General features: G+C 67.1%; 14 protein-coding genes. 8 read left to right on the top strand and 6 right to left on the bottom strand.

Translation table 11 applies throughout. From position 1 onward, the window contains the following. Nucleotides 1-74: 74 nt before the first annotated feature. Nucleotides 75-773: a FadR/GntR family transcriptional regulator gene (locus ACFVTD_RS13725; RefSeq protein WP_387563810.1), complete on the bottom strand. Its 699-nt coding sequence runs from the start codon at nt 771-773 to the stop codon at nt 75-77. A 133-nt stretch (nt 774-906) separates the two neighbouring features. Here ACFVTD_RS13725 and ACFVTD_RS13730 point away from each other — a divergent pair, with 133 nt between their 5' ends. Genes ACFVTD_RS13730 through ACFVTD_RS13740 form a run of 3 tightly spaced genes read left to right on the top strand, consistent with a single transcriptional unit; the run spans nt 907 to nt 5050 of the window. Next, nucleotides 907-2277, top strand: a complete 1371-nt coding sequence (locus ACFVTD_RS13730; protein WP_387563813.1) for an SLC13 family permease — start codon at nt 907-909, stop codon at nt 2275-2277. Nucleotides 2278-2325: 48 nt separating this feature from the next. Beyond that, nucleotides 2326-3534: a CaiB/BaiF CoA transferase family protein gene (locus ACFVTD_RS13735; RefSeq protein ID WP_387563816.1), complete on the top strand. Its 1209-nt coding sequence runs from the start codon at nt 2326-2328 to the stop codon at nt 3532-3534. Between the two features lies 1 nt (nt 3535). Continuing rightward, complete coding sequence (locus ACFVTD_RS13740) at nt 3536-5050, top strand: carboxyl transferase domain-containing protein (protein WP_387563818.1); 1515 nt, start codon at nt 3536-3538, stop codon at nt 5048-5050. A 16-nt stretch (nt 5051-5066) separates the two neighbouring features. Here ACFVTD_RS13740 and ACFVTD_RS13745 read toward each other — a convergent pair whose 3' ends face one another. The 3 genes from ACFVTD_RS13745 to ACFVTD_RS13755 form a co-directional block, all read right to left on the bottom strand. Beyond that, nucleotides 5067-5519: a lipopolysaccharide assembly LapA domain-containing protein gene (locus tag ACFVTD_RS13745; RefSeq protein WP_387563821.1), complete on the bottom strand. Its 453-nt coding sequence runs from the start codon at nt 5517-5519 to the stop codon at nt 5067-5069. Between the two features lie 585 nt (nt 5520-6104). After that, a complete protein-coding gene (locus ACFVTD_RS13750) occupies nt 6105-6329 on the bottom strand; it encodes a hypothetical protein (protein ID WP_387563824.1) in 225 nt (74 codons plus the stop codon). A gap of 154 nt (nt 6330-6483) precedes the next feature. Further along, nucleotides 6484-7890 carry an amidase gene (locus tag ACFVTD_RS13755; RefSeq protein WP_387563827.1) on the bottom strand — a complete coding sequence of 469 codons (1407 nt, stop codon included), beginning with the start codon at nt 7888-7890 and terminating at the stop codon, nt 6484-6486. Nucleotides 7891-8097: 207 nt separating this feature from the next. Here ACFVTD_RS13755 and ACFVTD_RS13760 point away from each other — a divergent pair, with 207 nt between their 5' ends. The 3 genes from ACFVTD_RS13760 (at nt 8098) to ACFVTD_RS13770 (ending at nt 9714) form a co-directional block, all read left to right on the top strand. Then, nucleotides 8098-8424, top strand: a complete 327-nt coding sequence (locus ACFVTD_RS13760; protein WP_387563830.1) for a rhodanese-like domain-containing protein — start codon at nt 8098-8100, stop codon at nt 8422-8424. After that, a complete protein-coding gene (gene pheA, locus ACFVTD_RS13765; protein ID WP_387563833.1) occupies nt 8424-9395 on the top strand; it encodes a prephenate dehydratase in 972 nt (323 codons plus the stop codon). Before ACFVTD_RS13760 ends, pheA begins: the two co-directional genes overlap by 1 nt. A 94-nt stretch (nt 9396-9489) precedes the next feature. Further along, complete coding sequence (locus ACFVTD_RS13770) at nt 9490-9714, top strand: hypothetical protein (protein ID WP_387563836.1); 225 nt, start codon at nt 9490-9492, stop codon at nt 9712-9714. A gap of 6 nt (nt 9715-9720) precedes the next feature. On the opposite strand, the gene ACFVTD_RS13775 is transcribed toward ACFVTD_RS13770, so the two are convergent. Then, nucleotides 9721-10818: a diacylglycerol/lipid kinase family protein gene (locus tag ACFVTD_RS13775; protein WP_387563838.1), complete on the bottom strand. Its 1098-nt coding sequence runs from the start codon at nt 10816-10818 to the stop codon at nt 9721-9723. A gap of 88 nt (nt 10819-10906) precedes the next feature. Between ACFVTD_RS13775 and serS the strand changes: the two genes are divergently transcribed. Further along, nucleotides 10907-12187 carry a serine--tRNA ligase gene (serS, locus tag ACFVTD_RS13780; protein ID WP_387563841.1) on the top strand — a complete coding sequence of 427 codons (1281 nt, stop codon included), beginning with the start codon at nt 10907-10909 and terminating at the stop codon, nt 12185-12187. A 40-nt stretch (nt 12188-12227) separates the two neighbouring features. Here serS and ACFVTD_RS13785 read toward each other — a convergent pair whose 3' ends face one another. Continuing rightward, complete coding sequence (locus tag ACFVTD_RS13785) at nt 12228-13250, bottom strand: hypothetical protein (protein WP_387563844.1); 1023 nt, start codon at nt 13248-13250, stop codon at nt 12228-12230. A 260-nt stretch (nt 13251-13510) separates the two neighbouring features. On the opposite strand from ACFVTD_RS13785, the gene ACFVTD_RS13790 reads away from it, so the two are divergent. Beyond that, a complete protein-coding gene (locus tag ACFVTD_RS13790; protein WP_387563847.1) occupies nt 13511-14398 on the top strand; it encodes an HAD family hydrolase in 888 nt (295 codons plus the stop codon). Nucleotides 14399-14481 lie beyond the last annotated feature (83 nt).

A 14481-nucleotide genomic window follows, 5' to 3' on the forward strand; every position in this document is an offset into this window, starting at 1 on the left:
CCGCCATCCGGCACCGGCTGTCCGGGAATCCAGACAGCCCGGCGTGTCGCCGTGGGTTGGCCTGCCCGGGGTTGCTAGCGGAGAAGCTCCACGTCGGAGACCAGTTCGATGTGCGACAACATGGCCTTCGCGGCAGCCTCCCCGTCCTGCGCGCGCACGGCGTCGGCGATTTTCCGGTGCGATGCCAGGGACTGTTCCGGCCGGCCGGGCTGGCCCAGCGACTCCATCCGGGTCTCCAGGATCATTTCCGCAATGAAGGCCATCAGCTGCGCCAGGACCGAGGAATGCGCCGCGGCGGTGATGGCCTGGTGGAACAGTTCGTCGCCGTGGGTTCCGCGGTCGCCATCGCTGATCTCGCCGGCCATGACGTCCAGGGCGTTGTCGATGGCGGCAAGGTCCTGGTCCGTCCGGCGTTCCGCAGCCAGGGCTGCCAGCTTCACTTCAAGGGTGCTCCGGGCTTCCACGATTTCCGGCAGCCGGCTTCGGTGTTCCCGCAGGCCCTTGACCACCGAGGCCACGCTGGGGCGCCTGGCCAGGACGGCGCCGGTGCCGTGCTGCACGTCAATAACTCCGAGTACCTCAAGGGCAACCAGCGCCTGGGCAAGGGTGGCTCGGGAAACGCCCAGCCGCTCGGCGAGGTCGCGCTCCGCCGGCAGGAGGTCGCCGGGCTTGAGCTGCGCGGACTCTATATACGCCAGGATCTGCTCCACCAGCTGCTCATAGAGCCGGGGCCGCGTCACGCGTTCCAGGCCCATCCGTGCCGTCTTCTCCACAAAGCCCTCCCTTGGGTATATCCGTCCAGAATACCGGCACCGTCTATTGACAGATAGACTCACTGTCTAAGAGGCTAGTCCAGTGAGCCAGTAACTCACGTCACACTCTCGTACCCCCAACGGAGGACCAACGATGTCCGCTCCTGTCTTATCGATCATCATCCTGGCCGCGATGTTCCTGCTCGCCACCGTCCTGCCCCTCAACATGGGCGCGCTCGCCTTCGTCGGGGCCTTCCTGCTCGGCGCCGTGGTGCTGGGCATGTCCACCAATGAGATCCTGGCCAACTTCCCCGGCGGCCTCTTCCTGACCATCGTGGGCGTCACCTACCTCTTCGCCATCGCGCAAAACAACGGCACCATCGACCTCCTGGTCCGGGGCGCCGTCAAACTCGTGGGCAGCCGCGTTGCCCTCATTCCCTGGGTCATGTTCGCCATCACCGCCGTGATCACGGCCGTGGGCGCGCTGTCTCCCGCCGCCGTCGCCATCATTGCCCCGATCGCCCTGAGCTTCGCCGGCAAGTACAAAATCAGCCCCCTGCTGATGGGCATGATGGTGATCCACGGCGCGCAGGCCGGCGGCTTCTCGCCCATCGCCGTCTACGGCGTCACGGTCAACGGCATCCTGGCCAAGACCGACCTCGCCTTCAGCCCCACCGCACTCTTCCTGTCCAGCTTCATCTTCAACCTGGTCATCGCGCTGGTGCTCTTCGTGGTCCTGGGCGGCAAGAACCTCCTGTCCTCCAAGGTGGGACACTTCGTGGAACAGGCGGCCGAGGCGCGCATGGCGGTCAGCGTCGGCGCCAAGGCGGCCGGCGGCGACGTCCCCTTCAAGGGCTTCGGCTCCGGCATGTACGGCCCCCGCGACCCCGCCGGCGACGGCATTGCTGCCACCAAGGAACGTTCCGAACGGATTCCCCAACTGGTCACCATCGCCGGCCTGATCGTGCTGGCCGTTGTGGCCCTGGGCTTCAAGATGGATGTAGGTTTCGTGTCCATCACCATCGCCATCGTGCTGGCCCTGGTCTCGCCCGCCGCCCAAAAGGGTGCCATCAACAAGATCAGCTGGTCCACCGTGCTGCTCATCTGCGGCATGCTGACATTCGTCGGAGTGCTGGAAGAGGCCGGCACCATCGAGTTCGTGTCCAGCGGCGTGGCCGGAATGGGAATGCCGCTGCTGGCAGCCCTCATCATCTGCTTCATCGGCGCCATAGTCTCCGCCTTCGCCTCCTCCACCGCCATCCTGGCGGCTCTCATCCCGCTCGCAGTCCCGTTCCTGTCCACCGGTGAAATCGGTGCCGTGGGTGTCATCTGCGCCCTCGCCGTCTCCGCCACCATCGTGGACGTCTCGCCGTTCTCCACAAACGGCGCCCTGGTGCTCGCCAACGCCCCGGAAGGCGTGGACAAGGACCAGTTCTACAAGCGGATCCTCGGCTACAGCGGAATCGTCATCGTGGCCGGACCCGTCCTGGCATGGCTGGCACTGGTGGTCCCCGGCTGGCTCTAGCGGCCACCGCCCCGCCCCAGCCTGTTTTTTTAGAAAGGAAACTTGAATATGAGCGCCGAGAACCGCCAAGGCCCCCTGGCCGGGCACACCGTCGTCGACCTCAGCCGAGCACTGGCCGGACCGCACGCCGGCATGATGCTGGCGGACCTCGGCGCCCGCGTGATCAAGGTGGAAAACCCGGGAACCGGGGACGACACCCGCGGCTGGGGGCCGCCCTTCGTCGGCCCTGAAGATGACCTGCAGTCCACCTACTTCATGTCCTGCAACCGCAACAAGGAATCCATCAGTTTGGACCTGAAGAGCGGCGACGGCCAGGCGGTGCTGCGCGGGCTGCTGGAGCGGGCGGACGTGGTAATCGAGAACTTCCGGCCCGGCGTCATGGACCGGCTGGGCTTCTCAACGGCGGCGATGCATGAGCTCAACCCGCGCTTGGTGATCCTGTCCATCACAGGGTTTGGCCATGACGGGCCGGAATCCCAGCGCAGCGGCTACGACCAGATCCTGCAGGGCGAAGCCGGGCTTATGTCGCTCACCGGCTCCGGGCCGGACGATCCGCAGCGCGTGGGCGTCCCCATCGCCGACCTGCTGTCCGGCATGAACGGGGCATTCGGCGTCCTGGCGGCCCTGGTGGAGCGGAACCGGACCGGCCAGGGCAAAGTGGTGCGGACATCGCTGCTGGCCTCGCTGATTGGCGTCCATGCATTCCAGGGCACCCGGGCCACCGTTGCCGGTGAAGTTCCGCAGGCCCAGGGAAACCACCACCCGTCCATCGCCCCCTACGGCCTGTTCAACTGCAAGGACGGCAGCGTCCAGATCAGCGTCGGCAGTGAGAAGCTGTGGCAGTCCTTCGCGGCAGCCTTTGGCCTGGACGCTGCAGCTCCCGGCTTTGCCAGCAACGCCGAAAGGGTGCGGAACCGCGGCGGGGTGATTGCCGCCGTCGAACGCGCCTTCTCGGGGTACGGGGCAGTGGAACTGCTGCAGAAGCTGAACGACGCCGGGATCCCGGCCGGGAAGGTCCGCTCACTTGACGAGGTGTACGCCTGGGACCAGGTGGCGTCCCAGGGGCTGGTGGTGGATGTGGACCATCCGCTGCTGGGAAAGGTGAGCCTGCCCGGGCCGCCGCTGCGGTTCTTCGCACCCGGCGATGCCGCGGAAACCACCCCGACCGGGCACGATGCGCCGCCGCTGCTCAATGAGGACGGCGCCGCCATCAGGGAATGGTTGGGCCTGGCCCCCGCGGCTCCGGGTGCCAAGTAGCGTGGCGACGGCAGAGAAGGTGCGGCACATGAACGCCACCGAGTTGCTGGAGGCCGTGGTGGACCCGGGCTCGTTCGTTTCCTGGGACACGGAACCGGAGCAGCCTGCGCTGTCCGACGAGTATGCCCGGGACCTGGCCAAGGCGCGGGAGCGCAGCGGCGCCGACGAATCAGTGATCACCGGCGCCGGGCTGATCCGCGGCCGCAGGGTCGCGCTCATCGTCAGCGAATTTTCCTTCCTCGCCGGATCAATCGGACACGCGGCGGCGCAAAGGATTGTTGCCGCCGTCGAACGCGCCACTGCGGAGGGCCTGCCGCTGCTGGCCGGCCCCGCCTCCGGCGGCACCCGGATGCAGGAAGGGACGCTCGCGTTCCTGTCCATGGTGAAAATCACCGGGGCGGTCCGTGCGCACCGCCAGGCCGGGCTTCCCTACCTGGTCTACCTGCGCCACCCCACCACCGGCGGCGTCATGGCCTCCTGGGGTTCGCTGGGGCACATCAACGTGGCCGAGCCCGGTGCCCTGCTGGGATTCCTCGGCCCGCGGGTCTACGAGGCACTGTACGGCGAAGCGTTCCCGGAAAACGTGCAGGTGGCGGAAAACCTCTTCAACAAGGGGCTGATCGACGGCGTGGTGGAGCCCGGCGACCTTGCCGACCTGGTGGGCCGGGCCCTGGACATTCTCGCGCCGGCGGACCAGCGGCCCGCCCGCCCCGCGGCTCCCGACACCGTGAACGTCCGGTCATCGTCCGTGGACGCCTGGACATCCATCGAGCTCTCCCGCCGACCGCGGCGGCCCGACCTTCGCCAGCTGCTGAAATTCGGTGCCACGGACGCGCTGCCCCTCAATGGAACCGGGCAGGGGGAGAAGGACCCCGGGCTGCTGCTGGCCCTGGCACGCTTCGGCGCCCAATCCTGCATCGTGCTGGGGCACGCACGCCCGCTGCGGAAAGACGCCGCCGGCATGGGTCCGGGGTCATTGCGTGAAGCGCGGCGGGGGATGAAGCTGGCGGAAGAACTGCGTCTGCCCCTGCTGACCGTCATCGACACTGCCGGTGCCGCCCTTTCGCAGGAAGCGGAGGAGGGCGGGCTTGCCGGCGAAATTGCGCGCTCGCTGCACGAACTGATCGGACTCGGGTCACCGTCGGTTTCCGTGCTGCTTGGCCAGGGTGCCGGGGGAGGGGCGCTGGCGCTGCTGCCTGCGGACAGGACCATCGCCGCGCAGCACAGCTGGCTCTCGCCGCTGCCGCCGGAAGGGGCCAGCGCCATCGTCCACCGGACCACCGAATTCGCTCCCGCCATGGCCCAGGCGCAGGGTGTGAATGTTGAAGCCCTGTACGCGAACGGGCTGGTGGACCATATCGTTGATGAGCGCGGTGATGCTTCCCTTGAGCCGCGCGAATTTTGCGTCCGGATGGCACAAGCGATTGAGTATGAGCTGGCGTCCGTGGTGGGAGTTCCCGTGCCGGAACTGGTGGCTGCCCGCGCCGGGAAATTTGCGACGCTGGGCGCCCGCTAGGGCCTGCGTCCCGGTACTACCGCCGCACGGCCGTCCTGGACCTGTGGGTGCTCCTGCGCAGCTGCAGGATGCGCGCACCGCCTGCTGCGGCCACCAGGACGCCACCGGTCACGGCGGCGATGAACAGGGCCATGCCCAAGGGGACGGAGCCTTCGAAGCCCAGGAATTTCACCAGGACCAGCTCCTGGTTCTGCAGGATAAAGATGATCAGCAGGATCAGGAGCACCAGCGCGGCAACCACCGCCGCCCAGATGACTCCGGCGCGGGTGACCTTCCGCTCCGGCGCGCCGCCGGCGGGTGCAGGAGCCGTTGCCGTGGCAGGTGTTGCCGGGCCTCCGGCTGGGTAGGACGGGGCAGTCCCTTGGGTGGTGGCCCGGTCTGCCGCAGGCTGTCCAAGGCCCGACGGCGTGCGGCCGGTTTCCGTCTCCGGCGCGCGGTCAGGCCCCGGCGTGTACTGTCCTTCACTCATGCTCGTCCCTTTCCCAGAATGCTAAGCATGCTTATGGTTCAACCATAGACGCCCGTCACGGCGGAACACAACGGCAGCAGCGGTTGACCGCTGGCGGGGGCCGTTTGGGGACGGGCCCGAAGACGGGGCCGACGCGGCGGAGGGGCCCCTCGCGGGGAGCCCCTCCGTCTGCTCTTGCTTACTGTTGCCGGGCTGTTTTGCCCGGCGTCAAACCCTCTCCCGACTCTTTTCAGCGGAAGGGGTGCGCGGCGCAGGCGTCCGGCGCCAGTTGGGGAAGGCCCAGAAGGTGAATTCCTGTTCCTTCGCCGGCTTCCCGGGAGCTTCCGCGGGGGTTTCCGGTTTTGCTTCGGCTTCGGGCCGGCGCGTCGTTTCTTTCCTGGCGCCCCATCCGAAGTCCTTGTTCGATGCGTAGCACATACAGACCTCCTCATGGTGACTGCCCTTTAATGGTCCTCCCGGTTAGCCTTCGAGTCGAGGGTTTGGGAGGTTATCCGACGGCGGGCGGCACTGTCCCGCAGGCAGCGCGGCCAGGGCGGAGGGGCCTGGAGGACCGGAGAGGCGCCGGAGGAAGAACGCCGCGGCCTGTCAGCCCCCGGCCACGATGTCCTGCGCTTCCTGCGGGCGGTGGAATTCGCAGGGCCCCTGGTGGCGGAGGGGGAGGAGGCAGGTCCGGCCCGTCGGCAGGTGCATCAGGGCGCAGCGGCCTGCCATGGCAAGATCCTCCCGGACGTTGGAGTTGCTGAGGTCCGGCCGTCCATCCTCTGCTGTCTCAGTGGTTCCGGTGCTTGCGGCGGGGTATTCGGCGTTCATGGTGGGGCAACTCCTCATCGGGCGGAGGGCGAATGGAGGGTGCTGAAAGGTATGTTCCAGTCTTCGCCGCCAGGGTTACAAGCCGGTTAATCCGGTGTTAGGTTCAGGTCAACAACAGCAACCGCGGCGGTTCCCATTTGCGCTCCGGACCGGCTCAGTAGCCCAGCTGGCGCGCTACCTGCAGGAGAAGGGCCTCTGAACCCATGGGCCCAACCAGCTGGATTCCCATCGGAAGTCCGCTCCCGGGGGCACCGCCGGTCCAATGCACCGGAATGGTGATGGCCGGCAGGCCGCACACATTCACCATCGATGACCAGGGTGCGTATTCGCACTGCTTCCGGTAGTCGCCATCGGCGTCCCCGGGCCATTGCGCCGACGGCCAGCGGTCGCTGCCGTGGGCGGTCCCGGTGAACCAGCCCACCGGCCGGGGCGTCTGCGCCAGCGCGGGCATCAACATCAGGTCCCACTGCCGGTACTGCGCCACGGTGTCGTGCTGGAACTGCCGCAGGAACGCCAGCGCCTCGGCAAGTTTGGCAGGGCTGCGCTGCTGCGCGCGCCGTCGGAAGGTCCGGGTCAGGGGCGCCAGCAGCGCTTCCCGGGATGGGCTGATCCGGGCGGCCCCCACTCCGGCGGTCCAGGCGGTGGTGAAGGCGTCCGGGTAGCGGTTGTCGTAGCGGACGCCGGCGTCACCAAGGCTGTGGCCGGCATGTTCGAGGAGGGCTTCGCCGGCCTGGAGCGCGTCCAGGGCCTCCGGATCCGGCGTGAACGGAAAAGTACCGGACCAGGGGCTGTCCAGCGTGATGCCGATTTTCAGCCGCGGCGGCTCCTGCCGGATTGCCTTAAGGTATTGGTTCCCCGGGGCCAGGACGTCCATCATCAGTGCAGCGTCCTCTGCGCTCCGGGCAAGGGGTCCCGGTGTCACCAGCCGGGCAGGATCGCCGGCGCTTTCGCCCGCCGCCACCAGGCCCCGGCCCGGCTTGAGCCCCACCAGCCCGCATGCAGCGGCCGGGATGCGGACCGATCCGCCGCCGTCGGTCCCGGGAGCGAAGGGCAGCAGCCCTGCCGCTACGGCGGCGGCGCTGCCGCCGGATGAGCCGCCCGAGCTCCTGCCGGGTGCGTGCGGATTGCGCGACGGCGGCGCGATGCGGTTTTCGCTGTAGGCCGTCAGCCCGAATTCGGGCACCTGGGTCTTCCCCAGCGAAACCACGCCGGCGTCCTTGAAGAGGGAAACCAGCGGGCTGTCGGCGGGGGCGGCTTTGTGGTCAAGGGCAGCGCTGCCGTGCGTGGTCACCACTCCGGCCACGTCCGTGAGGTCCTTGAAGGCAAGTGGCATGCCGTGCAGCAGCGGCAGGTCGCCGGCGTCGGAATGAAGGCGGCGGGTGTCCGCCGCCGCGGCCTGCTCGAGGGCCTGGTCCGCCGTCACGGTGATGAAGGCGCCCAGCAGGGGGTTCTCCCGCCCGATCCGCTCCAGGAAATGGGTGGCGGCCTCAGCGGCGGAAACGGCTCCACTCCGCAGGAGGTCCCGCAGCGCCAGCGCCGGAAGTTCGTGGAGTTCAGGCATGGCGGCCCGTCGGCTGAGGTCCGGCCTTCCGGCAGGCATTAGTGGGTGGTGCTGAAAGGGCGGTCAGCTGCTGGGACATGGACACCTCCTGGGCCTTCACCAGCCTAACCCGCCCCTATTTCTGGAGGTGTTCCGGGTGCAGGGAGGCGGAAGGGCTAGGCTTAAACCTGACTTTGATCCGCCAGATCCGCCAAGAACAGGACTCCGATGAGCGATTTCGATACCGTCCCCGTCCATGACGTCCCCGCCGACGCCGTGATCCTGGACGTCCGGGAGGACTACGAGTGGGTTGCCGGCCACGCCGAAGGCGCGCTGCACATCCCCATGGACCAGATCCCGGCCCGGCTGGGCGAAATCGATCCGGACGAGGACGTCTATGTCATCTGCCGCACGGGTGGCCGCTCCTTCCGCGTGGCACAGTGGCTCACCGGCCAGGGGTATACCGCCATCAACGTCTCCGGCGGCATGGACCAGTGGCTGGAATCCGGCAAACCCCTGGTATCGGACAACGGACTCAAGCCGCTGGTGCTTTAGTGCCCTACGCCTATACCTTCCTCGGCCCCGAAGGCACATTCACCGAGGCCGCCCTGCTGCAGGTTCCCGGCGCCCGCCAGGCGGTCCGGATGCCGGCGTCGAACGTCAATGCTGCTTTGGACAAGGTACGCGCGGGAACCGCTGACGCTGCCATGGTCCCCATCGAAAATTCAGTGGAGGGCGGCGTGACTGCCACGCTGGACGCCATTGCCACAGGCCCGGAACTGCGGATCATCCGCGAGGTCCTGGTTCCCATCAGCTTTGTCCTGGCTGCCCGCCCCGGCGTGCAGCTGGAGGACGTGCGCCGGGTCTCCACCCACGGCCATGCGTGGGCGCAGTGCCGGTTGTGGATGGACAGGAACATACCTGACGCGGAATACGTCCCCGGGTCGTCGACGGCGGCTTCCGCGCTGGGGCTGCTTGACGCGGACTGCCAGTACGATGCGGCAATCTGCGCGCCGCTGGTTGCCAGGGAGCATGCCGGGTTGTCGGTCCTGGCGGAAGACATGGGGGACAACCCCGGGGCGGTAACGCGCTTCATCCTGGTCAGCCGCCCGGCTCCACTGCCGGAACGCACCGGGGCGGACAAGACCACCGTTGTGGTTCCGCTGCCGGAGGACCGGCCCGGCGCCCTCATGGAGATCCTTGACCAGTTCGCCAGCCGCGGCGTCAACCTCAGCAGGATCGAGTCACGGCCCACCGGACAATACCTGGGCCACTACTTCTTCAGCATCGACGCCGACGGCCATGCCCGTGAGGCCAGGGTGGCCGATGCACTGGCCGGGTTGCACCGCATCAGCCCCGGTACCCGCTTCCTGGGCTCCTACGCCAGGGCAGACCAGCACGCTACGCCGGTGCCGGCCCACACCTCAGATGCAGCTTTCGCGGCCGCCCGGACGTGGGTGGAATCGGTCCTCGCCGAGGAATCCGCCGCAGGTGAAAGCGGTTCCGGAGCTTCGCCCAAAGCGTAGGCAAATGCCCACGAAAATACTTCCGTGGGCTGTGGACTGTGCGTATGCTTGCCTGATCCACACGGGGTATGGCCCCTGACGAAGGGAGCGGGTCATGACCAGCAGCACTGACAATGACGGCCAGGGGATGATCGTCAACCCCAAGCCGACGGGAGACAACCAGGACTGGGACGGGGACGACGCCGACCGCGCTGACCGCCTGCGCTTCGAAGAGGAGCAGGCCATGATCCGCGAGCAGTCCGAAGCCCACGCTGCTGCCAAGCATGGCCACGCGGACGCAAAACCTGCTGCAGCGGACGAGAAGAAATCCGGCTCCTGAGCCCCGTTACCTTGCTACGCGCGTGCTACCGTGCGCTGGGCCGCCGCCCTGTTCCTGTGCCCTGACCCTGACCAGGAGTGACCGGGGCTCCACGTGAACCGTAAGCTGGGTCGCTTCACCCGACGTGTCGCCGTCGAGCTGTGTGGGCATGGGCTCCGGGCACTTGATGACCACCTTGGCTGACCGGTACACGGTCATGATGGGCAGCTTCCCGCTGTGCTTGAACATGATTTTCATGTACATCAGCAGCCACCCCAGGGCGCTGCGGGGGCTCATGACCACCACGTCCAGCATGCCGTCGTCGATCATGGCCTGCGGGATGAAATCGATACCGCCGGGGACCAGGCCGCAGTTCGCGAACAGCACGCTGCGGATGTTCCGGATCTGCTCCGGGCTGCCATCCAGGGCGATGGATACTTTTTTGCGCCGGCCGGGGAGGTGGCGCACCCCGGCCTCCGTGTAGGCCAGCCAGCCCACGGCTTTCTTCAGCCCGGCGTTGGTGTCCGCCAGGACCTCGGCATCCATGCCGATTCCGGCGATCACCAGGAAGACGTGTTCCGAATAGTGGCCCGTCCGCGAGTTCTCGATGGCCATCCGGGCGGTGTCGATGTACCGCTGCCGCCCAAAAAGCGCCGTTTGGACATTGCCGTGGAGGTCGTTCACGTCCAGGTCCACGTTGCGGGCCAGCAGGTTGCCCGTGCCCAGCGGAATCAAACCCATGGCCACATCCGTGCGTGCCAGCGCCTCAGCCACGACGCGGACTGTGCCGTCGCCGCCGCCCACTAGGACGACGTCGGGCTTTGCCGCCAAAGCGGCCTGCATCTGCGAAAAGCCGGGGTCATCCGCCGTCGTCTCAAAAAAGACGGGCTCCTCCCACCCCGCCGCCAGGCATGCCCTGTGGATCATCCCCCTGGCTTCGTCGGCCCGCGCCTTGATGGGGTTCAGGACCACGGCAACCCGCTGCTGCGCCAGCCCTGAGTCGTAGGCTTCCCCGGCCACCGCGCTGCGCATATGGAGGGCCTTGAGGCGGCGCACCCCCCACCAGCTGGAGGTGGCGAAGGCAAGCGCCACCGCAATCAGCAGGTAGAGAATCCAGTCGCTCATGGTGCTTCAACAGTAGCCCGGCGCGCGGCAGGCCGCGGCACGGCGCCGCACGCCCGCCGTCGTGCAGTGAATTGGATACCCTTGTCTGGTGATCGACGTAAAAGACCTCAGCGAAAACCCGGACAAGTTCCGTGCCAGCCAGCGCGCCCGCGGCGCGGACGAATCAGTGGTGGACGCGATCATCTCCGCGGATTCCGCGCGGCGTGCCGCCCTGCTCCGCTTCGAGAACCTCCGCGCAGAGCAGAACGTGTTCGGCAAGAAGGTGGCGAAGGCCAAGGGCGACGAGAAGCAGGCCCTGCTGGCCGAGGTCAAGGAACTCGCCAATTCGGTCAAGGCCGCCTCCGCGGAAGCCGATGCCGCCCAGACCAAGCAGGAAGAACTGCTGCGCACCATCCCCAACCTCGTCGAGGACGGCGTGCCGGAAGGCGGCGAGGACGACTACGTGGTGGTCAAGACCGTGGGCACCCCGCGCGAATTCCCCGACTTCGAGCCCAAGGACCACCTGGAGATCGGCGAGCTGATCGGCGCCATCGACATGGAGCGCGGTGCCAAGGTCTCCGGTGCGCGCTTCTACTTCCTGCGCGGTGTAGGTGCCCGGCTGGAGATGGCTCTGCTGCAGATGGCCATGGACCAGGCCATCGAAGCCGGCTTTATCCCCATGATCACCCCCACCCTGGTGCGCCCCGAGACCATGCAGGGCACCGGCTTCGACGTTAAGCACGACGCCGAGATCTACCGCCTCGCCGAAGACGACCTTTACCTGGTGGGCACCTCGGAGGTGGCCCTGGCCGGGTACCACGCCGACGAGATCCTGGACTTCTCCGCCGGCCCCATCCGCTACGCGGGCCAGAGCTCCTGCTACCGCCGCGAAGCCGGATCCCACGGCAAGGACACCCGGGGCATCATTCGCGTGCACCAGTTCAACAAGGTGGAGATGTTCATCTACACCACTGTTGAAGAGGCCGCCGCCGAGCATCAGCGGCTTCTGGCCTGGGAAGAGGAGATGCTGGCCAAGTGCGAGCTGCCGTACCGGGTCATCGACACCGCCGCCGGCGACCTCGGCACGTCCGCCGCGCGCAAGTACGACTGCGAAGCCTGGGTCCCCACGCAGAATGCCTACCGTGAGCTGACCTCCACCTCGAACTGCACCACGTTCCAGGCCCGCCGCCTGAACATCCGTGAGCGAGTGGTCAACTCGGAGGGCGTCGCCAAGGGCACCCGCGCCGTGGCGACCCTGAACGGCACGCTGGCCACCACCCGCTGGATCGTGGCCCTGCTGGAGCACCACCAGAACCCGGACGGCTCCGTCAACGTCCCCAAGGCGCTGCAGAAGTACCTGGGCGGCCTCGAGGTCCTGCCGGTCCTGTAGGGGGTGCGGAAACACCCCGCCTTGTGGACTATTCCCCCTGTCATGCACGGGGGTCTCGACCACGGGGCGGGGTTTTCTGTGGCACGACGCCAGCAGCCGCGAGCCGTTGACGCAGGAGGTCCGGGGTGGCCAGGGTCTTCCAGTCCCAGCGGACCACCTTGTAGCCAAGGGCCCGCAACCTGTCTTCCCGCTTCTTCTCCGCCAGGATGGCTTCCTGGGTAGTTCGTCCGCTCAGCAAGCTTTCATCGAGGTACTTTGCGTCGCCATCGAACTCGCCGATCACTCCGGCATCAGGCCAGAAGAAATCCGTCCGCGCAATAAAACCGTCGTGGTCATGGAATACGCGTTGGAGGACGGGTGCGGGCAGTCCGAGCACGTGGATGATGGCCCTGCTGCGGGATTCCCCAACGGACTCTGAAGTCTCATCCGCCAAGGCCAGCACGCACTCGATCCGGCGGCGCTTGGCCTCCGACGGCAGATCTGCAGATGCGTCGATCAGCTGCCGGCGCGTCAGCCCTTCACCGGGGCGCCTGTCCGGACTGAGTACTGCATCTGCCAGCGCCACGGCGTCCGGAAGTTCGAGCCTGACTATGCAGTCCATGACGGTCTGCGGCAGGGACGTGACAGAGAAGCCCCGGGAGTGGACTGAATCCGCACGCCAAAAGTGCCGGCTGATACCGTAGCCGCTGATGTGTTCGATGCCGGTTTTCCTGGTCTTCGCATCCCGCGCTGCGGTGGTGCTTGATGGCTGCTTGCCCGCTTTGTGGGGTGAAAGGGTAATGACATGCACGTGGGTCGGAACTCCCGGGGCGGGAAGACGCCAAATGCGCAAAGCCGTCAGATAGCAGAAGGTGGTGGACGGATCGACGGCGGCCATAGCTGCCATGGTGGTCCCGTACCGCTCCCAAGGCTTGAGGGCGAGCCAGGCGCTCTTGCCGAAATACACGCCGGTTCTGACCCTGACCAGGGTGCCGTTCCTGTAGCCACGGCTCAGCGCCCGACTGTCGCCGGTCAGCACCCGGCGCCGGCTTGCCAAAACCAGGACAGCTTCATTCGATTCCATAAGCCCATGGTGGGCGGGTCAGGCGCCGGCAGGGCCAACCTGGACCGCGTATGTGGAAACTGGGCGGCAACTCCCCGCGGAGCGGACAATTCCCTGCAAAACGCTGAGGGGACTTGACCGCGGCAGGGGGAACCGGAGAGCCGGCCAGAGCGGCCATGAGGAACGGCCCCGATGTGGAAACCCGCCGTGTTAACCAACAGTTCAATAAACCTGTGGTCCGCGTCCTAGCGCGTGTCAGTTACGTCTGCTTCACTGTGTGAATGACAACGCTGACTGAAACCTCAGTCGCCGGCAACGATGACCGGCGAGACAACAATCGAGACTATAACCGCAACGGCATCGGCTTCGCCGCGGTGGACCGGAAGTTCATGGTCGCCCTGGACGTGGACGGCACGCTGGTGAACCACGACGGCCACATGTCCCCTGGCGTACGGGACGCTGCGCAGGCCGTGGTGGCCGCCGGGCACGAGGTGATGATCGCCACCGGCCGCTCCCTGAACGCCACGCTGCCCATCATCGAAAAGATCGGGATCGAGCGCGGGTACGCCGTGTGCTGCAACGGCGGGGTGACCCTCCGGCTGCACCCCGAACTGGAAAACGGCTACGAGGTGATCCACAAGGCCACGTTCGATCCGGGACCGGCCCTGCGTGCGCTCCGCAAACGCCTTCCGTCCGCCAAGTACGCGCTTGAGGACGCCGACGGCAGGTTCCTCTCCACCGAGCGGTTCCAGGATGCCAGCTTCGGCGTCGAGGCGGTGGGAGTCGACTTCCAGACCATGCTGGAGGCAACAGCCGTCCGCGTGGTGGTGTTCAGCACCGAAAACACGCCCGAAGAGTTCAACGAGGCCATCAACCACGTGGGACTTGCGGGGGTGACCTATTCGGTGGGCTGGACCGCGTGGCTGGACATCGCCGCTGCGGGTGTCACCAAGGCCAGTGCCCTGGAAAACCTCCGGCTCCGGCTTGGCTTCGAAGAGCACCTGACGGTTGCGGTGGGCGACGGCCGGAACGACATCGAAATGCTCACGTGGGCCGGCCGCGGCGTCGCCATGGGGCAGGCCCCGGCGGAAGTGGTCGCCGCGGCGGACGAAGTCACCCACTCAGTGCACGACGACGGCGCCGCCCACGTCCTGCGCAGCCTCCTCTAAGCAGGACCTGGCAGTTTGCTCCATCAAATATGGCTCCTAAACCGCCCCCGTTTTGGGAGCCATAACTGATAGGGCAAGCGGGG

The sequence above is a fragment of the Pseudarthrobacter sp. NPDC058119 genome, assembly GCF_042884655.1.
GTDB lineage: Bacteria > Actinomycetota > Actinomycetes > Actinomycetales > Micrococcaceae > Arthrobacter.